The sequence below is a fragment of the Protaetiibacter mangrovi genome (assembly GCF_024752305.1).
Lineage (GTDB): Bacteria > Actinomycetota > Actinomycetes > Actinomycetales > Microbacteriaceae > Homoserinibacter > Homoserinibacter mangrovi.
In genome coordinates, this window is sequence record NZ_JANTHX010000005.1 from 443472 (window position 1) to 464974 (window position 21503).

The 21503-nt window shown below is 71.3% G+C and carries 22 protein-coding genes; 14 read left to right on the forward strand and 8 right to left on the reverse strand.

Annotated features, from left to right (window positions below; genetic code table 11):
• Positions 1-49 precede the first annotated feature (49 nt).
• On the forward strand, positions 50-1063 hold the full coding sequence (locus tag NUH29_RS06985; protein WP_258798312.1) for an aldo/keto reductase: 1014 nt from the start codon (positions 50-52) through the stop codon (positions 1061-1063).
• 63 nt (positions 1064-1126) lie between these two features.
• Here NUH29_RS06985 and NUH29_RS06990 read toward each other — a convergent pair whose 3' ends face one another.
• Together NUH29_RS06990 and NUH29_RS06995 are read right to left on the reverse strand one after the other, a co-directional pair.
• On the reverse strand, positions 1127-1471 hold the full coding sequence (locus NUH29_RS06990) for a hypothetical protein (RefSeq protein ID WP_258798313.1): 345 nt from the start codon (positions 1469-1471) through the stop codon (positions 1127-1129).
• Positions 1472-1611: 140 nt separating this feature from the next.
• Positions 1612-2220, reverse strand: coding sequence for a TetR/AcrR family transcriptional regulator (locus tag NUH29_RS06995; protein WP_258798314.1), 609 nt, complete (start codon positions 2218-2220; stop codon positions 1612-1614).
• A 293-nt stretch (positions 2221-2513) separates the two neighbouring features.
• Here NUH29_RS06995 and NUH29_RS07000 point away from each other — a divergent pair, with 293 nt between their 5' ends.
• Together NUH29_RS07000 and NUH29_RS07005 are read left to right on the forward strand one after the other, a co-directional pair.
• Positions 2514-3869, forward strand: a complete 1356-nt coding sequence (locus tag NUH29_RS07000; protein ID WP_258798315.1) for a M16 family metallopeptidase — start codon at positions 2514-2516, stop codon at positions 3867-3869.
• A 9-nt stretch (positions 3870-3878) separates the two neighbouring features.
• Positions 3879-4481 carry a histidine phosphatase family protein gene (locus NUH29_RS07005; RefSeq protein ID WP_258798316.1) on the forward strand — a complete coding sequence of 201 codons (603 nt, stop codon included), beginning with the start codon at positions 3879-3881 and terminating at the stop codon, positions 4479-4481.
• Here the strand turns inward: NUH29_RS07005 and NUH29_RS07010 are convergent.
• Positions 4475-5743 (reverse strand): MFS transporter, encoded by a 1269-nt coding sequence (locus NUH29_RS07010; protein ID WP_258798317.1) that lies wholly within the window; start codon positions 5741-5743, stop codon positions 4475-4477. The two genes, NUH29_RS07005 and NUH29_RS07010, sit on opposite strands and share 7 nt — an antisense overlap.
• 68 nt (positions 5744-5811) lie before the next feature.
• Here NUH29_RS07010 and NUH29_RS07015 point away from each other — a divergent pair, with 68 nt between their 5' ends.
• The gene (locus NUH29_RS07015; protein ID WP_258798318.1) at positions 5812-6417 is read left to right on the forward strand and encodes a TetR/AcrR family transcriptional regulator; all 606 of its coding nucleotides are present in this window, start codon (positions 5812-5814) and stop codon (positions 6415-6417) included.
• Here the strand turns inward: NUH29_RS07015 and NUH29_RS07020 are convergent.
• Positions 6404-6877, reverse strand: a complete 474-nt coding sequence (locus NUH29_RS07020) for a GNAT family N-acetyltransferase (protein WP_258798319.1) — start codon at positions 6875-6877, stop codon at positions 6404-6406. The genes NUH29_RS07015 and NUH29_RS07020 overlap by 14 nt on opposite strands.
• Positions 6878-6903: 26 nt before the next feature.
• Here NUH29_RS07020 and dapB point away from each other — a divergent pair, with 26 nt between their 5' ends.
• Positions 6904-7644 (forward strand): 4-hydroxy-tetrahydrodipicolinate reductase, encoded by a 741-nt coding sequence (gene dapB, locus NUH29_RS07025; RefSeq protein WP_258798320.1) that lies wholly within the window; start codon positions 6904-6906, stop codon positions 7642-7644.
• Positions 7641-8084 (forward strand): tetratricopeptide repeat protein, encoded by a 444-nt coding sequence (locus NUH29_RS07030; protein ID WP_258798321.1) that lies wholly within the window; start codon positions 7641-7643, stop codon positions 8082-8084. Before dapB ends, NUH29_RS07030 begins: the two co-directional genes overlap by 4 nt.
• 6 nt (positions 8085-8090) lie before the next feature.
• Here NUH29_RS07030 and NUH29_RS07035 read toward each other — a convergent pair whose 3' ends face one another.
• From NUH29_RS07035 to NUH29_RS07045, 3 genes are read right to left on the reverse strand one after another with little or no spacing between them, the layout of a single operon-like run.
• On the reverse strand, positions 8091-8516 hold the full coding sequence (locus NUH29_RS07035; protein ID WP_258798322.1) for an OsmC family protein: 426 nt from the start codon (positions 8514-8516) through the stop codon (positions 8091-8093).
• A 60-nt stretch (positions 8517-8576) separates the two neighbouring features.
• Positions 8577-9065, reverse strand: coding sequence for a DUF4395 domain-containing protein (locus NUH29_RS07040; RefSeq protein WP_258798323.1), 489 nt, complete (start codon positions 9063-9065; stop codon positions 8577-8579).
• A gap of 9 nt (positions 9066-9074) precedes the next feature.
• Positions 9075-9497 (reverse strand): thioredoxin family protein, encoded by a 423-nt coding sequence (locus NUH29_RS07045; protein ID WP_258798324.1) that lies wholly within the window; start codon positions 9495-9497, stop codon positions 9075-9077.
• A 193-nt stretch (positions 9498-9690) separates the two neighbouring features.
• On the opposite strand from NUH29_RS07045, the gene thyX reads away from it, so the two are divergent.
• Together thyX and NUH29_RS07055 are read left to right on the forward strand one after the other, a co-directional pair.
• Positions 9691-10389: an FAD-dependent thymidylate synthase gene (gene thyX, locus NUH29_RS07050; protein WP_258798435.1), complete on the forward strand. Its 699-nt coding sequence runs from the start codon at positions 9691-9693 to the stop codon at positions 10387-10389.
• A gap of 291 nt (positions 10390-10680) precedes the next feature.
• Positions 10681-11526 (forward strand): endonuclease domain-containing protein, encoded by an 846-nt coding sequence (locus NUH29_RS07055; protein ID WP_258798325.1) that lies wholly within the window; start codon positions 10681-10683, stop codon positions 11524-11526.
• A gap of 243 nt (positions 11527-11769) precedes the next feature.
• Here the strand turns inward: NUH29_RS07055 and NUH29_RS07060 are convergent, their stop codons facing one another.
• Entirely contained in the window at positions 11770-12828 is a 1059-nt protein-coding gene (locus NUH29_RS07060; RefSeq protein WP_258798326.1) for an AI-2E family transporter, read from the reverse strand.
• Positions 12829-12919: 91 nt separating this feature from the next.
• Between NUH29_RS07060 and dapA the strand changes: the two genes are divergently transcribed.
• The 6 genes from dapA to NUH29_RS07090 all read left to right on the forward strand — a co-directional run bounded on the left by dapA (position 12920) and on the right by NUH29_RS07090 (position 21488).
• A complete protein-coding gene (dapA, locus tag NUH29_RS07065; protein WP_258798328.1) occupies positions 12920-13897 on the forward strand; it encodes a 4-hydroxy-tetrahydrodipicolinate synthase in 978 nt (325 codons plus the stop codon).
• Positions 13898-13917: 20 nt separating this feature from the next.
• On the forward strand, positions 13918-15594 hold the full coding sequence (locus NUH29_RS07070; protein WP_258798329.1) for a ribonuclease J: 1677 nt from the start codon (positions 13918-13920) through the stop codon (positions 15592-15594).
• A 196-nt stretch (positions 15595-15790) separates the two neighbouring features.
• Positions 15791-16750, forward strand: coding sequence for an efflux RND transporter periplasmic adaptor subunit (locus tag NUH29_RS07075; protein WP_258798330.1), 960 nt, complete (start codon positions 15791-15793; stop codon positions 16748-16750).
• A gap of 4 nt (positions 16751-16754) precedes the next feature.
• Entirely contained in the window at positions 16755-17462 is a 708-nt protein-coding gene (locus NUH29_RS07080; RefSeq protein ID WP_258798331.1) for an ABC transporter ATP-binding protein, read from the forward strand.
• The gene (locus tag NUH29_RS07085) at positions 17459-18685 is read left to right on the forward strand and encodes an ABC transporter permease (protein ID WP_258798332.1); all 1227 of its coding nucleotides are present in this window, start codon (positions 17459-17461) and stop codon (positions 18683-18685) included. The genes NUH29_RS07080 and NUH29_RS07085 overlap by 4 nt, the downstream gene beginning before the upstream one ends.
• 55 nt (positions 18686-18740) lie before the next feature.
• Positions 18741-21488, forward strand: coding sequence for a DNA translocase FtsK (locus NUH29_RS07090; protein WP_258798333.1), 2748 nt, complete (start codon positions 18741-18743; stop codon positions 21486-21488).
• Positions 21489-21503 lie beyond the last annotated feature (15 nt).

Sequence of the window (21503 nt, forward strand, 5' to 3'; positions counted from 1 at the left end):
TGCGGGTGCACGGGGCTAGCCTCGCTGCAACCCGAGGAGGTGGGGGATCATGCAGACACGGACGACGCAGCACGGCGCGTCGCCTGTCGCCCCGGTTCCCACCACGCTCGAGACGGCCGCCATCGTCGGCCGCGCCACGCCGCTGCGGCGCGAGATCCCGAGCACCGGCATCGAGGTATTCCCGCTCGCCATCAGCGGCAAGCGCTTCGGAAGCCATGTGTCGGATGCCGCCGTCGGCGAGATCCTCGACGCGTACACCGCGCTCGGCGGCAACATGATCGACACGGCCGACTCGTACAGCGAGGGCCGCAGCGAGCAGCTCGTCGGCGAGTGGATGCGGCGCCGCGGCAACCGCGACGCGATGGTGCTGGCCACCAAGGTCGGCAAGTCCACGGCGCACCCTGGCCTCTCGGCGTCGGCGATCCCGGCAGCCGTCGACGCGTCGCTGCGGCGCCTCGGAACCGACCGCATCGACCTGCTCTACCTGCACGTCGACGACACCGACGTGCCCTTCGAGGAGACGCTTCTCGCGGTCGACGAGCTCATCCGGCGCGGCAAGGTGCGCACCTTCGGGATGTCGGACCACACGGGCACCCGGCTGCTCGCGGCGCGCGTGGCGTGCGCCCTTCTCGGCGTCGCCCCCATGTCGGCGCTCCAGAACGAGTACAGCCTGGTCAACCGCAGCGGATACGAGGGCGATCTCGCCCGCGTCGCCGCGCAGCAGGGCCTCGCCGTGATGCCGCGGTTCCCGCTCGCGGGAGGCTTCCTCACCGGTGCATATCGCACGCGCGCCCAGCTCGCCTCGACGCCTGCCGCCGCCTACATCGCCCCCCACCTCAGCCGCCGTGGAAAGCGCGTGCTGACGGCGCTCGAGAAGGTGGCGCGCGAACACGACGGGGCCGCACCGGCGACGATCGCGCTCGGGTGGCTGCTGAGCAAGCCCGAGGTGGTGGCTCCCGTCGTCTCGGTGAGCTCGGCCGATCAGCTGTTCGACGTCATGGCGTCGTGCGAGGTGCGCTTCAGCCGGCACCAGCTGGCAGAGCTCGACCGCGCGAGCGCCTGAGGCGCCCGCGCGGTCGCTGTCCGGTCCGCGGATCGGGGAGCGGCGAAGCCGCGCATCCAGGTCTCAGTTGACGCCGGGGATGTGCACCCAGCCGAAGGCGAGCACGAGCCAGACAGCCGTGGCGATGAGCGCGATCACGGTCAGCGAGACGCCGCCGCCGCGTCGCACCGACCCCCGCAGCACGAGCTGCAGGATCAGAACCACCAGCAGGGCGATGCCGAGTGTGATGGCGCCGAACGGGATCGCGACGAAGAGCGCGAGGATCATGAGCGCCGCGACGACGATCTCGATCACCGCGAGCACGGTGTTGCCGCGGCCTCGGGCGCGGATGATGCCGTCGATGAGCGCGACGACGGTCGCGACGAGGTAGATCAGGGTCATGATGGTGATGGCGGGCAGGACGATCACGTGGTGCTCCTTCCGGTCGCGGAGCCCTCGTGGGGATCCGACGCGGCGGGGGAGCCGCGCGGCGATCACCATATCGTCGCCGCGGCATACGATGCCGCATCCGCCCGCACCCCTGGCGCGGTACGGCGGCGTCCGCTAAATTACGCGGCCTCGCGCTCCGTCGCGGCGGCGATCACCCGCTCGTACATGCGCAGCAGGCCGGCGTTCGCGGCGATCGAGTCGCCCGCGTAGCCTCCCGACATCGCGCCGTCGCGGGCGAGCATCAGGTCGTCGGCCGCGTCGCCGGGAAGCGGGTGCCCGATCGCGCGCAGCAGGGTCTCGACGATGTCGTGGAACCACTCGCGGTGCTGCTCGACGGCGCGTCGCACCGGGTGGGCGGCGTCGGTGAACTCGGACGCGGCGTTCAGGAAGGGGCAGCCGCGGAAGCCGGCGGCGGAGATGAACTGGGTCTGGATCTGCGCGATCTCCCGAAGCAGCTGCTCGGGGTCGTCGGTGGCCTGGGCGGCCTCCTCGACGAGCTCGGCGACCTGCAGGTGCCGGTAGGCGATGTACTCGACGATCAGCCGATCCTTCGAGCCGTAATGCTTGTAGAAGGTGGCCTTGGTGACGGTCGAGGCGGCGATCAGGCGATCGATGCCGACGGCGCGGATGCCCTCCTCGTAGAACAGACGATCCGCGGTGTCGAGGATGCGCTGCTTCGCGGGGGCGAGCGTGTGGCGCTTCGGCGGCTTCACGAGGTCGATCGGCATCCCGGTGCTCCTTCGGTGTCGGGGAGGGGTGCGGCCCCACGTGCCGCGACCGCCCGGGGAGGCGGTCGCAGCGCGGTCGAGTTCGGGTCTCGCGGATCAGCTGCCGCACGGGGCGGCCCGGGGGGACGGGTCCCCGGCTGGGAAGTGCCGATCGGTTCGGGTCCGTTCGTTTTCCGCGCTGACAAACTAACACGATGAGGACAGACAGACTTGTCTGTTTGTCCTCATCCGTTCCCCCAGTCCGGGGGTCGGGCCGCCGGAGAGGACCGGATCGATGGCGTAGGCTCGGCTCGATGAACGGCGCGGTGCAGCTCCCTCTCGACCTCGCGGAACTCCGCATCGACGCGTCCGGGGGAACGCTCGTGCGACGCACCGTCCTGCCGAGCGGTGTGCGCGTGCTCACCGAGCAGGTGCCCGGATCCCAGAGCGCGACCGTCGGCTTCTGGGTCGCCGTCGGCTCGCGCGACGAGCAACCCGTCACCTACGGATCCACCCATTTCCTCGAGCACCTGCTCTTCAAGGGCACACCCACGCGCAGCGCCCTCGACATCGCCGTGGCGTTCGACGCGGTGGGCGGCGAGCACAACGCGGTGACCGCCAAGGAGCACACCTGCTACTACGCCAAGGTGCGCGACCGCGACGTCGAGATGGCCGTTCGGGTGCTGGCCGACATGTTCGCGTCGTCGCTCATCGACCCCGACGAGTTCGAGAACGAGCGGGGCGTCATCCTCGAGGAGCTCGCGATGGCGGACGACGATCCGGGCGACGTCGCGGGGGAGCGCTTCTTCGAGGCGGTCTTCGGCGCGCATCCGCTCGGCCGCCCCATCGGGGGCAACCCCGAGTCGATCGGCGCCGTCGACCGCGACGCCGTCTGGACCCACTACCGCGAGAACTACGGCCCGCGGGATCTCGTGATCACCGTTGCCGGCGCCGTCGAGCACGACCGCATCGTCGGGATCGCCACCTCGGCGCTCGCGGCGGCCGGATGGCAGCTCGACGTGGACGCCGCCCCGGTGCCGCGGCGCGACCCGTCGTCCGAGCTGATCGAGCGGGGCGCCCCGCTCGTGATCGTCGACCGGCCGCTCGAGCAGGTCAACCTCTACCTCGGAGTCGCCGGGCTCGCCGCGGCCGACCCGCGCCGCCCCGCGCTGACGGTGCTCAACTCGGTGCTCGGCGGCGGCATGAGCTCGCGGCTGTTCCAGGAGGTGCGCGAGAAGCGCGGCCTCGCCTACTCGGTGTACTCCTTCGCGTCCAGCTACTCGGACGCCGGCCTCGTGGGTCTCTACGCGGGCTGCTCGCCGAAGCGCGCCGCCGATGTGGCCGAGCTGATGCTCGCCGAGTTCCGCCGCGTCGCGACCGACGGCATCACCGAGGAGGAGCTGCTGCGCGCCCGCGGGCAGCTCGGCGGCGCCTCCGCGCTCGCGCTCGAGGATTCCGACACCCGCATGAGCCGCCTCGGGCGCAGCGAGCTCACCCTCGGCGAGTTCTCCGACCTCGACGAGACGCTGCGGCGCATCGACGCCGTCACGGCATCCGAGGTGCGCGAGCTCGCGGGGGAGCTCGTCGAGCGCCCTCTGTCGACGGCGGCCGTCGGAGCCGTCGCCCCCGCCGCCTTCGCCGGCCTCGACGGCGAGCCGGCGGCGGCCTAGGACCTCCCGATGTCGCGTTTCCTCTACCTGGTCCGCCACGGCGAGCAGCAGGACGCCGAGCACGGCCTGCCCGACGGTCCGCTGTCGGCGCGGGGCGTGCGCCAGGCCCAGGCCATCGCCGAGCGCCTCGGGGGTGTGCCGTTCACGGGCGCCTGGACGTCACCGCTGCAGCGCGCCCAGGAGACGGCGCGCATCATGACCGACCGGATGCCGGCCATCGAGCCGGAGCCGTCGGCGCTGCTCATGGACTGCGTGCCGTCCGGTCCGACCCCCGACCTCCCGCACGCGTGGGAGCACTTCTTCGGCTCGGTCACCCGTGAGGAGATCGAGGCGGGCGAGGCGCAGATGGCCGACGCGACCGCGGAGTGGCTCGCGCCGACCCGCGAGGACCGCCACGACCTGCTCATCACGCACAACTTCGTGATCGGCTGGTTCGTGCGCGAGGTGTTCGGGGCCGCGAGCTGGCGCTGGCTGGGCATCAACCAGGCCAACTGCGGTCTCACGATCATCCGGGTGCGCTCGGCGAAGCCGCCGGTGCTCGTGACGCACAACGACCTCGGTCACCTGCTGCCCGAGCTGCGCACCGGGTTGTCGGTCGAACAGCCCTATTGAGCGGCGACCTCCGCCGGCTCGGGCTCGCGTGCCGCGGAGGGGAACGTCGCCCGCGTGAGCACCGCGATCGCGGCGATCATCATCGCGACGCCCAGCCAGTAGGGCGCCGAATGGGTCAGTTGCGAGTAGAGCGCGCCCGCCGTGAGCGGGGCGACGATCCCGATGGCCGCGCTCAGCGACTGCGTGGTGCCGGCGAGCCATCCCTGCTCGTCGTCGCCCACCGAGTTCGAGAGCACGCCGTCCATGGTCGCCGTCGCGGCGCCCTGTCCGGCCGCGAGGGCGAGCGTGCCCACGATGAAGAGCCACGGTTCGGCGAGCAGGGATGCGACGAGCGCCAGCCCGAGCAGCCCGATCGCCTGGGTGGCGACACCGCTGATGATGACGCCGCGCTCGCCGAGTCGGGGCAGCAGCACTCCCAGCAGCACCCCCTGGATCGCGATGTCGATGATGCCGACGGCGGCGGTGAGCAGGCCGATCGAGGTCGCGTTCCAGCCGATGGAGTCGAGGGCGAGCACGCTGAAGTTGTTCACGAAGAATCCGAACGGGATGCCGACGAGCACGAGGCCGACGAGCAGGAACCGCAGCTGCGGTCGGCGGAACGCATCCCGGAAGGCGGCGAACGGGTGCAGCGCCGTCAGCTGGAGCCGCGGCGTGCGCTTCTCGGGTGCGAGGCTCTCGGGCAGCAGGAAGATGCTGAGCACGGCGATGAGCGCCGCGATGGCGGCGGTCACGAACACCGGCAGGTCGACGTCGATGGCGGCGAGCAGGCCGCCGACCGCCGGGCCGACCATCGTGCCGATGCCGGAGAGCGCGCCCAGGATGCCGAAGCGGCGGGCGCGCTTCTCGGGCGGGGTGATGTCGGCGAGGTAGGCGAAGAGGGCCGGCAGATCGCCTGCCGTCAGCCCCTGGATGACGCGGCCGAGCAGCAGCACCCAGATGGAGCCGCCGATGCCGAACAGCAGGTAGCCGAGCGCCGCGCCGAACCCGGCGACGATGATCACCGGTCGCCGACCGTAGCGGTCGGAGACGCGACCCAGCAGTGGGGCCACGAGGAACGCGCACAGCGCGTTGACGGTCTCGAGCACGCCCACCCAGAGCCCGAGGTTCGCCTGGTCGGGCACGTAGCGCAGCACGACGAAGGGGAGGATCGGCAGCACGACCGTCATGCCGGCTGTCGTGAGCATCGTGATGACGATGAGCATGAACCACGCGCGGCGGGTCGTGTCCGGGTGCGCGGTCGAAGGGGAAGCGGTGTTGGTCACGCAATAACTGTAGTCATACCAGTTTTGAAGTCAAGCCAGTTTTGAATCGAGTTCGCTATAGTCGGCGCATGGGCACCGAACCGATGGGGCGCCGGGAGCGCAAGAAGGCCGCGACGCGCAAGGCGATCTCCGACGCCGCGACCCTCATGTTCATCGAGCGCGGCTTCGACGAGGTGAGCATCCGCGAGATCGCGGAGGCGGCCGACGTGTCGCCGACGACCGTCTTCGCGCATTTCGCGCAGAAGGAGGCGATCATCTTCGACGAGGACGACGAGCAGCGCGAGCAGCTCGTCTCCGCGGTGCGCGACCGTCCCCGGGGCACGACGATCTCCGCGGCTCTCCGCGCCTACTACCTGCAGGCCCTGCTCGAGGTCGAGCACGACCACGACGGCGAGAACCTGCAGCTCTTCATGGACCTCATCGACCGCACACCCGCCCTCCGCGACTACGCGGCCCGGATGTGGCTGCGCCACGAGGATGCGCTCGCCGATGCCATCGCCGTCGAGTTCCACCTCGACACCCCGTCCGAGGAGATCCGCGCCTACGCGCGCTTCGTGCTCCAGATCCAGCTGCTCGCCACCGGTACCCGGAACACCCGCGCCGTCATCGAGGCCGGCTTCCGGGTGCTCGACGCGGGTTGGGCCCCCGTCGAGGCGGAGCTCAGCGCGCGCTGAGCTCCTTCCGGAACCACGTCGTCGCGTTCGGGTTGTCGTTGTACGGCGGGATCTCGACGTAGCCGCTCGTGCGGTAGAGCGACCCGGCGGCGGTGAGGTTCGCGTTGGTGTCGAGCACGGCCTCCGTGGCGCCGAAGGCGACGGCGCGCCGCTCCAGCTCGGCGAGCAGCGCGCGACCCCAGCCGCGACCGCGGGCGGCGTCGCGCAGGTAGAGGTGCTTCACCTCGGCGCGGTGCGGTTCCAGCATCCGGATGCCGCCGCAGCCGACGGGGGAGCCGTCGTCGTCCTCGATCACCAGGAACACCCCCGCGGGCGGTTCGAACGTGGCGGGAACGGGGAACACCGTGCGGTAGCCGCCCGCGGTCGGGTCGAAGCCGAGGGTGCGCTCGGTGAAGTACTCGGCGAGCAGTTCGTGCGCATCGGGGTCGGTGACGGGGGCGGCACGGAAGACGGGGTCCACACCGTCAGCCTAGATAGGCTGGCGGCATGGCGTATTCGGTGGCCGTCGTCGGCGCGACGGGCAGGATGGGAGCCCTCGCGACGCGGCTCATCGAGGCGAGCGGCGACTTCACGGTGCACGCCCTGCTCGGCTCGCGCGACCCGATCGACGGTGTCGAGGGCGCCGACCTGGTGCTCGACGTGACGCTGCCGGCCGTCTCGCCCGGCATCGTCGACGCGGCGGTCGCCCGGGGCATCCCGGTGCTCGTGGGCACGTCCGGGTGGACGGCCGAGCGGCTCTCGAAGCTGCGGTCCCGGCTCGGCGACGACCCGCAGCTGGGCGTCATCGTCATCCCGAACTTCTCGCTCGGCTCGGTCGTCGCGACGCGCCTCGCGACGATCGCCGCACCGTACTTCGACTCGATCGAGATCATCGAAGGACATCACGCGGGCAAGTCCGACTCGCCGTCCGGCACCGCCATCCGCACCGCCGAGCTCATCGGGCAGGCGCGCGCCGAGCAGGGGCCGGTCGCCGCACCGCACGCCGATCAGCGCGCCCGGGGGCAGCAGGTCGCGAGCGTTCCGGTGCACAGCCTGCGGATGGACGGGGTGCTCGCCGAGCAGCAGGTGATCTTCGGCGGCGTCGGCGAGACCCTGCGCATCGGCCACCAGACGGTGTCGGACGCGTCGTACGAGGCGGGCATCCTGCTCGCCCTGCGGGCGCTCCCGCAGGCGCGCGGGCTCGTCGTCGGGCTCGACTCGCTGCTCGGACTCGACGGTCGGGCATGACGACGCGGATCGGCGCCGTCGTGATGGCGGTGCTGCTGGGGCTCTACCTGGTCTTCGCCGGTTTCTACGCCACGGTCCTGTTCGGAACCGGGTCGGCGATCGCGATCGCCATCGGCGTCGGACTGCTCGTGCTGGCGGTGATCGGCGCGGCCTTCATCGCACTCGAGATCGTGTTCGGCATCCGCGCCGAGCGCCTGGCGGCCCGCCTCGAGCGCGAGGGGGGCCTGCCCGACGAGCAGCTTGCGGTGACGGCGAGCGGGCGCGTCGACCGCTCGGCCGTCGATGCCGTGTTCCCTCGTTATCAGGCGGCCGTCGAATCGGCTCCGGATGACTGGGCGGCGTGGTTCCGCCTCGCCCTCGCCTACGACGCGGCGGGCGACCGCCGACGCGCGCGCTGGGCCACCCGTGAGGCGATCCGCCTCGAGCGCGCGGCGCGCTGAGGCGGCTCAGGCCAGGCTGGCCTCGAGCGTGATCGGGATGCCGGCGAGCGCCTTCGACACCGGGCAGTTCGCCTTGGCGTCCTCGGCGAGCCGCTCGAAGTCGTCCTCCGAGATGCCGGGGACCTTGGCGCTCACGAGCAGGTGGCTGCCGGTGATGCCCTCCCCGGGCTGGAACGTGACGGCCGCGGTCACCTGCAGGCTCTCGGGCGTGTGACCGGCCTGGGCGAGGGCGTTCGAGAACGCCATCGAGTAGCAGGCCGAGTGGGCGGCGCCCAGCAGCTCCTCGGGGTTCGTGAGACCCTGCACCCCCTCCGAGCGCGCGGCCCAGCTGACGGGGAACTCGGCGGCGTCGCTCGAGTCGAGCGAGGTCGTGCCCGACCCGCTCATCAGGTCGCCGAACCAGAGGGTGGTCGCTTCGCTCGTGACTGCCATGGGGGTCTCCTCCGTCCGCGGGGCGGCGGCGCCCCGTCGCATCCACTCTAGGTCGGAGCCCTAGACCGCCGCAGCCTTCCGCACGAGGCCGGCCCGCACGAGCAGCAGGTAGAGCTGGCAGCCGAGGCAGTATCCGAAGACCCCGTTCAGGAACGCGGCGACGAAGGCCGCGGATGCCGCCGCGACGAGCCCGTAGGGCACGCCCGCGAGGTGCAGGGCGACCCCGACGAGCGTCACGAACGCGCCGACGCCCTGCGCGAAGGTCGGGGGCGCCGCGTCTTCGAGCTCCGCGGGCGGTGCGAGCCGGGGGCGGATCAGCCGGCGGAACAGCAGCGACCAGGGGTTGCGTGCGACCCCCGCTGCCGAGCTCCACACGAACACCGCCGCGAGCAGGGCGAGCAGCACGAACGCCGGCTGCACGGCGCGGGCGGTGAGGCTCGACGCGACGCCGCCGACGAGTCCGAGGGCGACCGTCACGAGCAGCAGCACCGCCGTGACGGATGCGGTGAAGCGGGCGCCGCGCGGGTCGATCTGGGCGGGACGGGACATCGGGCGCTCCTAGGCGGCGACGGGGGCGCCGAGCACCCGGTCCAGTTCGGCGGTGAGCAGCTCGCGCCGCACGGCGCCGCCGATCCGCGCGCGGACGGTGCCGCGGCCGTCGACCACGAGCGTGGTCGGGGTCTGCAGGATGCCGAAGCGCGCCGCCAGCTCCGGCCGCTCGGCGACGTCGAGCTCGACGTGGCCGAGGCCGTCACGCGATCCGACGAGCTCGTCGAGCACACGGGCGGTCGCGCGGCAGGGCGCGCAGAACTCGCTCGAGAACTGCACGAAGGTGGCGCCCGACGCCAGCACGACCCCGTCGAGCCTCGCGGATCCGGTGGTGCGGCGCACCCGCCCCTGCGTGCCGCGCCACACGAGACCGACGATCGTCGCGACGGCGACGAGCGCGGCCACGAGGGCCAGGGCGAGGAGCGGATCCATGGGCGATACGGTAGCCACCGCGAACCCGCGGATGGCCGACTATGACACCGGATGACGATGCGTGACCATGCGTGACACCGTGCGACGCGGCGGGGAGCGGCGTGCCGGTCTGCGCGGGTCGGCGGGCCCGGATATCGTGAGGGCCGTGCCGGAGACGACGAGCGACGCGACCCCCATCCAGTTCCGTTCCGACATGACGGTCGAGCTCGTGCGGGCGAGCGCCCACGACTCCGACGTGCTGTTCGCGGCGCGCGTGTCGACGCAGGGCGAGAAGACCCTCGACGCCGCCGCATCCGGGGCCGAGGCGACCGACCGCGACCGCGGGCTCATCAACTACTTGATGCGCGACCGGCACGGTTCCCCGTTCGAGCACAACTCGATGACCTTCTACGTGCAGGCGCCGATCTTCGTGTTCCGCGAGTTCATGCGGCACCGCATCGCCTCCTACAACGAGGAGTCGGGCCGCTACCGCGAGCTGCGTCCGGTGTTCTACGTGCCGGGCCGCGAGCGTCGTCTCGTGCAGATCGGCAAGCCGGGTGCCTACGAGTTCGTCGAGGGCAGTGCCGAGCAGACCGCGCTCGCCGTCGAGGAGTCGAAGGCGGCGGCGACGTACGCCTACGAGGCCTACCAGCGGATGCTCGCCGCGGGCATCGCACGCGAGGTGGCGCGCGGGGTGCTGCCCGTGTCGACCTACTCGTCGATGTACGTCACGATGAACTCCCGCTCGCTCATGAACTTCCTCTCGCTGCGCACGAAGCACCCCGAGTCGCACTTCCCCTCGTTCCCGCAGCGCGAGATCGAGATGGTCGCCGAGCAGATGGAGGCCTTCTGGGCCGAGCTCATGCCGCTCACGCACGCCGCCTTCCAGGCGAACGGTCGGGTCGCTCCGTAGCTGCTCGCCCTCGCACCCGTGGGCCGTCCCCCACTCGGGTCTCCTCACACTCGGGTCTCCCGAATCAAGGAGCCGAGCAACCCGAATCAAGGATCCGGCGTGGCTTGTGTGACCGGTGAGGTCCATGAGACGGATACGGAGACTCGCCTCCTCGAGATGGGTTGCTCGACTCCTTGATTCGGGAGTCGACGGATCACCGACCCGCTCCTCCCAGGCTCCAGATGCCGCCGCGTCTCCCCGATTCATCCGGATCGGCCGACGGGACCCGCTGCGACGGCGCACGATCCCGGCATGAGCCGACTGCAGCAGGTCATCGTCGAGCTGGGCGGCCTGGCTGCGACGTTCGAGTTGCACCGGCGGGGCTTCGGGCGCGAGCGACTCCGGACAGCGGTCCGAGCGGGCGAGATCCGTCGTATCCGGCAAGGCTGGTACATCCTGCCGGAGACACCTGCGGCTCTCGCCGACTGCGCTCGCGTCGGCGGACGCGCGACCTGCATCACCGCCGTCGAGCACGCCGGGCTCTGGGTGCGCGAGCACGCGGCGGAGATCCACGTCGCGGTCGCCGCGAACGCCTGCCAGCTGCGTGATCCGCATGACTACCGGCGGCGTGACCCGTCCGACGCCGTCGTGCACTGGACCGACTCCGGCACCGGCGGCACCCGTCTCCGCGCCTCGCTGGCGGATGCGATCCGCGAGCTCGCCGGATGCCGCGGAACCGAGGCGGCGTTCGTCGCGCTCGAATCCGCGCTCGCGGCCGGCGAGCTCCGCCTGTCGGATGTCCCGCGGATCGTGGCGGGGCTGCCGGCGAGCTCCGCCATCGCGCTGCGCGTCGCGGATGCGAAGTCGGCGAGCATCGGCGAATCGACGTTCGTGTTCCGCGGCCGGAGGCTCGGGGTGCGGATCCGCCAGCAGGTGCAGATCGGACCGGACCGGGTCGACGCGCTGCTCGGCGATCGGCTCGTCGTCGAGATCGACAGCCGGGAGTTCCATGACGTCCAGCGCGACTACGCGCGCGACGCGCGACTGATGGCTCGTGGTTACCGCGTGATCCGCTTCACCTACCGGCAGGTGATGTTCGGGTGGGAGTCGGTCGAGGCGATCCTGCGGCTGGCGATCGCGCGCGGCGACGCCGCCTGACCCTGCGATCCTCCCGCCGGTCGGCGCGCACCGTCCGCATCCCGAATCAAGGAGTCGAGCAACCCGAATCAAGGAACTCGGATTGCGGATGCCCACTTCGGCCGACTTCAGCCCCACAGGCCACGCCGACTCCTTGAGATGGGTTGCTGGACTCCTTGATTCGGGAGGGACCGGACCGGGAGCACCGCGCCGCACCGCACCGAACCGAAGCGGCACCGCGTCGCGCCGCGCGCCCCCGGGCCGCTACTTCGCGTCCTGGATCGGCATCACGACCTTCTTCACGATCAGTACGAGCGACGCCGACACCGGGCACGCGACGAGCGCACCCAGCAGCCCGAGCAGCGTGCCGCCGATGAGCGCCCCGATGAGCACGAGCGATCCGGGGATCTCGATCGCCTTGCCGACGATGCGCGGCGTGAACACGTAAGCCTCGACCTGCATGTAGACGAGCAGCAGGATGAGGGTCACGAGCCCGGCCGTCGGCGAGGTGAAGAACGCGACCGTGGTGGCGATGATCGCCGAGATCACCGAACCCACCAACGGGATGAAGGTGATCGGCAGGGCGATGGCGGCCAGGAGTCCGGCGTAGCGCACCCCCACCGAGGTCAGCACGATGAAGGTGAAGAGCGCGTTCATGATCGCGAGGATCACCATGCCGTTGAGGTACTTGCCGACGGAGGTGATGATCTGCTCGGCGATGTCGCGGAACCCGACGCGCTTGCTGGCAGGCACCAACCGTACGAGCGCGTCCTTCATCTGCTCGTGTCCGATCACGAAGTAGAGCGTCAGCGCGACCACGAAGATCACCGAGAAAACCCCGTTGACGACCCCGATGCCGACGCGCAGCGCACCGCCGCCGACGGTCACCCAGAAGTTCGGGTCGGCGAGCGTCTCCTGCAGCAGCGTCACGAAGCCGGCGAGCGCACCGCCGAGCGAGTCATTGAGCGAGACGAACCAGTCCTGCTCCTCGATCTGATCGAGCCCCTCCGGCAGGTACGCGATGAGCTTGCCGAGCTCGTCGACGACCACCGGCATGATCAGCCACACGAGCAGGGCCACGAACAGCAGGAACCCGGCGAGCACGATGAGCAGCGCTACCACCTTCGACACCCCCATCCGCTCGAGTCGCCACACGATGGGCTTGAGGCCGAGGGAGATGAACAACGCGAGGAAGATCAGCGTCAGCGCCTGCGCGAGCGAGGCCACGGCGAAGCCGAGCGCCAGGGCGAGCAGCACCCCCGTCGCGGCGATGAATCCGAAGCGGAAGGGGCCTGCCTGCAGCAGGCGGGGAGTGGTGTCCATGGTTCTGCCTTTCCGGATGCTGGTGCTCACCCTAGGGCCGTCGACCGGCGGCCCGTGAAGCGGCGGCGGCCCACCCGCTAGCCTGTAGACCGTGTCGACGTCAGAGAACCCCTTCGGACAGGTGCTCGTCGCGCTCGTGACCCCGTTCACGGCCGACGGCGAGGTGGACTGGTCCGACGTCGAGAAGCACATCGAGCACCTCGTCACCCACGGCGCCGACGGCATCGTGGTCACCGGCACGACCGGCGAGACCTCCACGCTCACCGACCCCGAGAAGGTGCGCCTCGTCGAGGTCGCGAAGGATGTCGCGGCCGGCCGCGCGAAGGTCATCACGGGCGGCGGCTCTAACGAGACCGCGCACGCCATCGAGCTCTACAAGAAGAGCGAGAAGGCGGGCGCCGACGGCATCATGATCGTCACCCCGTACTACAACAAACCCACCCAGGCGGGCATCCTCACCCACTTCCGGATGGTGGCCGACGCCACCGACCTGCCGGTGATCCTCTACGACATCCCGGGCCGCACCGGGGTGCCGATCAAGTACGAGACGATCCTGCGCGCCTCGAAGCACCCCAACATCCGCGCCGTGAAGGACGCCAAGGGCGACCTCTCGGAGGTCAGCCGGGTGATGAACCAGACCGACCTGCTGTACTTCGCGGGCGACGATGCGAACGCGCTGCCGACCCTCGCGATCGGCGGCACCGGCCTCATCGGCGTCACCGCGAACATCGCCCCGGCGCCGTACCGCACGATGGTCGACGCCGTGAACGGCAACGACCTGCGCACCGCGACCGAGGCGCACCGCGCGCTCGAGCCGCTCGTGCGCGCCACCATGACGCACGTGCCCGGCACGGTCGCGACCAAGTACATCCTGCACGGCCTCGGCCGCATCTCGAGCCCGCGCGTGCGCCTGCCGCTCGTCGGTCCCGAGGAGTCGGAGGCCGCCCTCATCGAAGACGAGATCGCCCTCGTGAAGCACATCGACGGCGTCGACTTCAGCAACTTCCGCCCCGACCGCAACGCAGCCGCCGGTGGCGCGCTGCCGAAGGTCGCCGGCACCACGCGTTGAGCACTACCTAAGGAGGCCGCATGGCCATCGACGTCGTCGCGCCGCCGGAGCTCGCCTCCGGCACCCTGCGCGTCATCCCCCTCGGCGGGGTCGGAGAGATCGGCCGCAACATGACGGCCTACGAGATCGACGGCAAGCTGCTGATCGTCGACTGCGGGGTGCTGTTCCCCGAGGAGAACCACCCCGGCGTCGACCTGATCCTGCCGGACTTCGATCCGATCCGCGCGCGCCTCGACGACGTCGTGGCGGTCGTGCTCACGCACGGGCACGAGGACCACATCGGGGCGGTGCCGTACCTGCTGAAGCTGCGCGGCGACATCCCGCTCTACGGCTCGAAGCTCACGCTCGCGCTCGTCGAGGCGAAGCTCCGGGAGCACCGCATCGCGCCCGTGACGAACGTGGTCGCCGAGGGCGGCCGGGCGGACCTCGGCCCGTTCACGCTCGAGTTCGTCGCCGTCAACCACTCCATCCCGGATGCGCTGGCCGTCGTCGTGCGCACCGCCGCCGGTCTCGTGCTGCACACGGGCGACTTCAAGATGGACCAGCTGCCGCTGGATGGGCGCATCACCGACCTGCGCGCCTTCGCGCGCCTCGGGGAGGAGGGCGTCGACCTGTTCCTGCCCGACTCGACGAACGCCGACGTGCCGGGCTTCACGGCGCTCGAGCGCGAGATCGGACCCGTCATCGAGCGGGTCATCGCGAAGGCGCCCAAGCGCGTCGTGGTGGCGAGCTTCTCGAGCCACGTGCACCGCGTGCAGCAGGTGCTCGACGCGGCGGTGGCGAACGGTCGCGTCGTCGCCCTCGTCGGGCGCTCGATGGTGCGCAACATGGGCATCGCCGCCGACCTCGGCTACCTGCAGGTGCCCGAGGGCGTGCTCGTCGACCTCAAGACCGCCCTCGAGCTGCCGGACGACCGCGTCGTGTTCATGAGCACCGGATCGCAGGGCGAGCCGATGGCGGTGCTCGCCCGCATGGCCAACAACGACCACCGCATCGAGGTGGGCCAGGGCGACACCGTGATCCTGGCGTCGAGCCTGATCCCCGGCAACGAGAACGCCGTCTACCGCGTCATCAACGGCCTGACGAAGCTCGGCGCCAACGTCGTGCACAAGGGCAACGCGCGCGTGCACGTCTCGGGTCACGCGGCCGCGGGGGAGCTGCTCTACTGCTACAACATCGTGCGACCGAGGAACGTGTTCCCGGTGCACGGCGAGTACCGCATGCTGACGGCGTCCGCCGATCTCGCGGTGGAGACCGGCGTGCCGCGCGAGCGCACGATCGTCGGCGAGAACGGCGTCGTGATCGACCTGGCGGACGGCCTCGCCCGGGTCGTCGGGCAGCTCGACGTCGGCTACGTCTACGTCGACGGCTCGACCGTCGGCGAGATCACGGATGCCGACCTCAAGGACCGCCGCATCCTCGCGGAGGAGGGCTTCATCTCGATCTTCGTCGCCGTCGACCGCCAGACGGGTCGCGCGATCGTCGGACCCGAGATCCAGGCCCGCGGTTTCGCGGAGGACGAGTCGGTGTTCGACGATGTGCGGCCGCAGATCGTCGCCGCGCTCGCCGAGGCCGCGCGCAACGGCGTCACCGACCAGCACGGCTACAGCCAGGCCGTCCGTCGCACGGTCGGTCGCTGGGTGAACACGCAGCACCGCCGCCGCCCGATGATCATCCCGGTCGTCATCGAGGCGTGACCACTCGGGGACGACCCCGACCGCACCCTGAATCCACCCCGAGGATGACGTCGCGTCCGTGTCGGCTCGCCTAGCGTGAGCACCGGGCGACGCTCGACCGCCACCGAACGTTGGGATGCGGTCGCTCCGCGTCGCTGCTTGCCTGGGAGGGGTCGCGTCGCGAGGCGCGGCCCTCCGTACGTGGACAGGAGGACGCGTGTCGATCGCGCGCCGATGGGTGTTCCCCATCATCTGGATGGTCATCTTCGCGGTCATCGGTGCCGCCCTCGTCAAGATCGCGTTCTTCCCGGACGCGTCCGCGCAGGGATCGGACGGGCTCGAGCCCACCGGTCAGGTGCTCGACCCGCAGGTTCCGGTGACGGTCGGCACCATTCGCAACGACGTGGTGCTCGACGGCACGGTCGCGGCCGACGCGCCGACGCCGGCGCGCGCCGCGATCTCCGGCGAGGTGCGGAAGGTGTCGGCCGCCGTCGGGCAGCACGTCGACGCCGGGGCGGAGCTGGCGCAGATCCGCGGCGTGAACGACGACGGCACGAACCGCTGGTCGATCCTGACCGCGCCCATCGCCGGCACGCTCACGAGCTTCGACCTGCTCGTCGGGCAGCAGGTCGGGCTCGGCGACTCTCTCGCCCAGGTCTCACCCGGCACCTTCGGCGTCACCGCGACGCTCGCCCCCGAGCAGCAGTACCGCCTGCTCCAGCAGCCCACCGAGGCCGAGGTCGCGATCACGGGCGGTCCCGCCCCGTTCACCTGCACGGGCCTCACCATCACCGCGGCGACCACCGGCGGCACCGGATCCGACGGAGGCGGCCAGGGCTCGTCGGGTCCCGTCGTGCGATGCGCGGTCCCGGCCGAGGTGCAGGTCTTCACGGGGCTCACGGCGAAGGTCACGATCGCCGGCGGCATCGCCGAGAACGTGCTCACCTTGCCGCTCACCGCCGTCGAGGGGGCCGCGGGCACCGGGACCGTGTACCTCGTCGGGCCGGACGGGGAGCCGGTCGCGACGCCCGTCACGCTGGGGATGAACGACGGGGCGAGCGTGGAGATCACCGGCGGTCTCGCGGAGGGCGACCTCGTGCTGCAGTTCGTGCCCGGCGCTCCCGCCGACGACGGTTCGGGTGCCGTCGACGGCGGCTTCGTGGTCAAGGGCGGCTGAGCGGATGGCGCTCCTGCGTCTCGACGGCGTCGCGCGCAGCGTGCAGCTGCCCGACCTGACGACCCTCGAGATCCTCCGCTCGATCGACCTCGAGGTGGAGGTCGGCGATCATCTCTCGATCGTCGGCCGCTCCGGATCGGGGAAGTCGACCCTCCTGAACCTGCTGGGCCTGCTCGACGCCCCGACGGCGGGCCGGCTGTTCTTCGACGACGTGCCCCTGGAGCGCCTGCGCGGCGCGGCCCGCGACCGCCGCCGCGGCCGGGACATCGGGTTCATCTTCCAGCAGTTCAACCTGCTCCCCGGGCGCACCGCCCTCGAGAACGTCGCCACGCCGCTGCTCTACGCCCACGACCGCGGTTTCTGGCGACGCGAGCGCCTCGCGGCCGAGATGCTCGAGCGCGTCGGCCTCGGCGACCGGCTGCACTCGTTCCCGACCCAGCTCTCGGGCGGCGAGCAGCAGCGCGTCGCGATCGCCCGCGCGCTCGTGCGGGGCCCGCGCCTCATCCTCGCCGACGAGCCGACCGGCGCGCTCGACGTCGAGACGGGGGCCCGGGTCATGGCGCTGCTCGACGACATCGCCGAGCAGTCGGGGGCGGCGCTCATCACCATCACGCACGATCCGAACGTCGCCTCGCTCGCCCGCAGGCACTACCGCCTCGACCAGGGCGTGCTCACCGCCGTCGCCACGGCGTCCACGGGGGTGACCGCGTGAGACTGGTCACCGGATTCGTCGGCGCCGTCGTCGAGGCATGGACGGAGTTGCGCATCCATCGCACCCGCGTGCTGCTGAGCCTTGTCGGAGTCGGCATCGCGATCGCCGCGCTGACGCTCGTCGCGGCTCTCGGCGGCATGGTGCAGCAGTCGCAGACCGAGACCTTCGAGCGGCAGAGCGGACGCCCCGCACTGCTCTCGATCAACGCGTACAACCCGACGACGGGTGATGCACCGGATGCCGCGACCATGCGGCAGGCGTTCGCGGCGGCGATGGAGCGTTACGGCATCGACTACTCGAGCCGCGTCTCCTACGGGCAGTGGCGCATCCAGCTGCCCGACGGGGTGACGGATGCGAGCGTCACCGCCGTCGACGCCGACTACGGCACGATGCACCGGGTGCAGCTCGCCCAGGGGCGCTGGTTCACGGACCGCGACGAGTTGCGGCTCGCCCCGGCCGTCATCGTCAACGAGTACCTCTGGAACCGCATCGGCGCTCCGGCGCTCGCCTCGCATCCCACCCTCGAGCTGCCGGGCGACCCGGGCACGACCGCGGTGATCGTCGGCGTCACGCCCTCGCCGGTCTACGACGAGTGGCCCTCGCTCTATGTACTGGAGACGGCCTACGAGGCTCGCCAGGCACCGGGGGACCAGCAGCTGTACGGTCCGCCGAACTACGAGGCCTGGGTGCCGCCGGAGCTCGCCGACCAGCTCACCGGACTCGTGCAGGCCGACATCGGCGGCTCGCTCGGAGAGGGATGGGAGGCGAGCGTCAGCCGTCAGGACTACCTGGCGTGGGGCGGCGACTACGACCCGCTGCTGCCGCTGAAGCTCATGGTGGGCGGCGTCGCCGGGCTCATCCTGCTGCTCGGCGCGCTGGGGCTGCTCACCATCTCGCTCGTGACCGTGCGGTACCGCATCCGCGAGATCGGCATCCGTCGCAGCTTCGGCGCCACAGGCGGCCGCGTGTTCTTCGCGGTGATGATGGAGTCGGTCGTGGCGACGTTCGTGGCCGGCGGCGTCGGCGTGCTCGCGGCCGTGCTGCTCAGCCGACTCGACGTCGTGCGCGAGTACCTGCTGCAGGGGGCGCAGGACACGCCGCCCTTCCCGTGGGAGGCGGTCGCGATCGGCCTCGGGTCGGCGACGGTCGTCGGCGCGCTCGCGGGGCTGCTGCCCGCGCTCGTCGCGGTCCGCGTCAAGGTGATCGACGCGATCCGGCTCTAGCGTTCGTCGGGTGTCGCTCCCCGGGGGCGTCGGCCCCCGCGGATACCGTGAACGCATGGCCACGAGCACCCGGTCGTCGACGTCGCGCGCCCGCACGAGCAGCACCTCGCGCGGGTCGTCCTCGCGCTCCTCGTCCCGCGGCCCGCAGGGCACCAAGAAGCTCCCCGTCGCGCAGGAGAAGCCGGGGCTGCTCGGCGCGGCCTGGATGGGCATGGCCCATGTCGTGGGCGGCGCCGCGCGCCTGTTCGGCAAGGAGGGGCTCGAGAAGCACGAGCGGCGCGACGGGGTGCCCTTCCTGTTCTTCCTGCTGGCGATCGCGACCGCGGTCGTGGAGTGGTTCGCGCCCGCGAGCGACGTCGCGCTCGCCCTCGACAACTACGGATTCGGAGGGCTGCTCGGCCGCGTCGCCTTCGCGCTGCCGGTGATCCTGCTCGTGCTCGCCGTCTGGCTGTTCCGGCATCCCTCGAGCGTGAACGACAACGGTCGCCTCGGCGTCGGCCTGGTGCTGCTGCTGACGAGCCTGTCCGCCCTCTGCCAGGTGTTCGGCGGCCTGCCGAGCCCGTCCGACGGCGCGGGCGCGCTGGCGGCCGGCGGGGGGGTCGTCGGCTGGGTCGTGACCTGGCCGCTCGTGACGATCGGTGCGCCCTGGCTGGCCGCACTGCTCGCGTTCGGCGTGCTCGCCCTGTCGCTGTTCATCCTCACCAAGACACCGCCGAACCGGGTCGGCCACCGGCTGCGCGAGCTGTACTCCTATCTGTTCGGCGCCGAGCTGCCCGAGCCGGCCGAGCGGCCCGCCAAGGCGCGCAAGGGAGAGGGCGACACCCAGACGGTCGCCTTCGGCACCCTGTCCGATCTCGGGCTCGAGCCCGACAACCCCGAGTCGATGCCGTGGTGGCGTCGCAGCAAGCCGAAGGACGAGTCGCCCGCCTTCGACACCCCCGTGCTCGGGCGGGAGCTCGAGACCGAGATCGTCGACCCGCTGCCGTCGCCGTCGGACGCCGACTTCGACGTCGAGCTCCTGGAGGAGCTCGTGCGCGCCGAGGATGCCGTGAAGCGCTTCACGGGCGAGGTCGACACGGGCGCCACCGGGCTCCGCGACGACTCCGCGCTGCTGCCCGGCTTCCCCGACTCCGCGAGCGAACGCGGGGACGCGGGCGAGTTCGCCCCGGCCCCCGCCCCGGCCGCGACCCGCGCGCCCGCCGCGCAGCGTCCCTACCGGCTGCCCGCGGCATCCGTGCTCGCCGCAGGCACCCCGCCGAAGGCGCGCACCGCCGTCAACGACGAGATGATCGCGGCGATCACGAACGTGCTGAACCAGTTCCAGGTCGACGCCAAGGTCACCGGCTTCACGCGCGGCCCCTCGGTCACCCGTTACGAGATCGAGCTCGGCCACGGGGTGAAGGTCGAGCGCGTCACGGCGCTCAGCCGCAACCTCTCGTACGCGGTCGCGTCGAACGAGGTCAACATCCTCTCGCCGATCCCGGGCAAGAGCGCGATCGGCGTCGAGATCCCGAACCGCGACCGCGAGATCGTGTCGCTCGGCGACGTGCTGCGCTCGGGCCCCGCGTCCAAGAGCAACCACCCGCTCACCATCGGCCTCGGCAAGGACGTCGAGGGCGGCTTCGTCGTGGCGAACCTCGCGAAGATGCCGCACCTGCTCGTCGCCGGATCCACCGGGTCCGGCAAGTCGAGCTTCATCAACTCGATGATCACCTCGGTGCTGATGCGGGCCAAGCCCGCCGAGGTGCGGATGGTGCTCGTCGACCCGAAGCGGGTCGAGCTCGCCGCCTACCAGGGCGTTCCGCACCTCATCACCCCCATCATCACGAACCCCAAGAAGGCGGCCGAGGCGCTGCAGTGGGTCGTGAAGGAGATGGACATGCGCTACGACGACCTCGCGTCGTTCGGCTTCCGTCACATCGACGACTTCAACCGCGCCGTGCTCGCGAACGAGATCCAGCTGCCGGCCGGATCGGAGCGGGTGCTGCAGCCGTATCCGTACCTGCTCGTGGTGGTCGACGAGCTGGCCGACCTCATGATGGTCGCCCCGCGCGACGTCGAGGACTCGATCGTGCGCATCACCCAGCTCGCACGCGCCTCGGGGATCCACCTCGTGCTCGCGACGCAGCGGCCGTCGGTCGACGTCGTGACGGGCCTCATCAAGGCGAACGTGCCGAGCCGTCTCGCCTTCGCGGTGTCGAGCATGACCGACAGCCGCGTCATCCTCGACCAGCCCGGCGCCGACAAGCTCATCGGCCAGGGCGACGGGCTCTTCCTCCCGATGGGTGCCTCCAAGGCCATCCGCGTGCAGGGCGCGTGGGTCACGGAGGACGAGATCCACGCGGTCGTGAAGCACGTGACCGAGCAGGCGCGGCCTGAGTACCGCGAGGATGTGCAGGCCGTCGTCGAGAAGCGCGAGGTCGACGCCGACATCGGCGACGACCTCGAGCTACTGCTGGAGGCCGCGACGCTCGTCGTGAACACCCAGTTCGGCTCGACCTCGATGCTGCAGCGCAAGCTGCGCGTCGGTTTCGCGAAGGCCGGCCGCCTCATGGACCTGCTCGAGTCGCGCGAGATCGTCGGCCCGTCCGAGGGCTCCAAGGCCCGCGACGTGCTCATCACGGCCGAGCAGCTGCCGGGCGTGCTCGCCCAGCTGCGCGGGGAGCCCGCGCCGTCGGCCGCCCCCGTCGCAGCGGCGCCCCCGGCGGCCCCGATCGACGCCGTGGAGGCGCAGTTCGACGGCTATCCTGTCGAGGAGGGCGACTCGGACGAGGACGCCTGGGGGCTGACCGGCAGGGAGTGACGTGTGTCCGTGACC

Excerpts from the sequence above, each read along its gene's own strand:
- NUH29_RS07060 (WP_258798326.1), bottom strand. The coding sequence starts at position 12,828 with ATGGACACCACTCCCCGCCTGCTGCAGGCAGGCCCCTTCCGCTTCGGA.
- NUH29_RS07080 (WP_258798331.1), top strand. The coding sequence starts at position 16,755 with ATGGCGCTCCTGCGTCTCGACGGCGTCGCGCGCAGCGTGCAGCTGCCC.
- NUH29_RS06985 (WP_258798312.1), top strand. The coding sequence starts at position 50 with ATGCAGACACGGACGACGCAGCACGGCGCGTCGCCTGTCGCCCCGGTT.
- NUH29_RS07055 (WP_258798325.1), top strand. The coding sequence starts at position 10,681 with ATGAGCCGACTGCAGCAGGTCATCGTCGAGCTGGGCGGCCTGGCTGCG.
- NUH29_RS07000 (WP_258798315.1), top strand. The coding sequence starts at position 2,514 with ATGAACGGCGCGGTGCAGCTCCCTCTCGACCTCGCGGAACTCCGCATC.
- NUH29_RS07030 (WP_258798321.1), top strand. The coding sequence starts at position 7,641 with ATGACGACGCGGATCGGCGCCGTCGTGATGGCGGTGCTGCTGGGGCTC.
- dapB (WP_258798320.1), top strand. The coding sequence starts at position 6,904 with ATGGCGTATTCGGTGGCCGTCGTCGGCGCGACGGGCAGGATGGGAGCC.
- NUH29_RS07045 (WP_258798324.1), bottom strand. The coding sequence starts at position 9,497 with ATGGATCCGCTCCTCGCCCTGGCCCTCGTGGCCGCGCTCGTCGCCGTC.
- thyX (WP_258798435.1), top strand. The coding sequence starts at position 9,691 with ATGACGGTCGAGCTCGTGCGGGCGAGCGCCCACGACTCCGACGTGCTG.
- NUH29_RS07070 (WP_258798329.1), top strand. The coding sequence starts at position 13,918 with ATGGCCATCGACGTCGTCGCGCCGCCGGAGCTCGCCTCCGGCACCCTG.
- NUH29_RS07015 (WP_258798318.1), top strand. The coding sequence starts at position 5,812 with ATGGGCACCGAACCGATGGGGCGCCGGGAGCGCAAGAAGGCCGCGACG.
- NUH29_RS06995 (WP_258798314.1), bottom strand. The coding sequence starts at position 2,220 with ATGCCGATCGACCTCGTGAAGCCGCCGAAGCGCCACACGCTCGCCCCC.
- NUH29_RS07005 (WP_258798316.1), top strand. The coding sequence starts at position 3,879 with ATGTCGCGTTTCCTCTACCTGGTCCGCCACGGCGAGCAGCAGGACGCC.
- NUH29_RS07090 (WP_258798333.1), top strand. The coding sequence starts at position 18,741 with ATGGCCACGAGCACCCGGTCGTCGACGTCGCGCGCCCGCACGAGCAGC.
- NUH29_RS07040 (WP_258798323.1), bottom strand. The coding sequence starts at position 9,065 with ATGTCCCGTCCCGCCCAGATCGACCCGCGCGGCGCCCGCTTCACCGCA.
- NUH29_RS07035 (WP_258798322.1), bottom strand. The coding sequence starts at position 8,516 with ATGGCAGTCACGAGCGAAGCGACCACCCTCTGGTTCGGCGACCTGATG.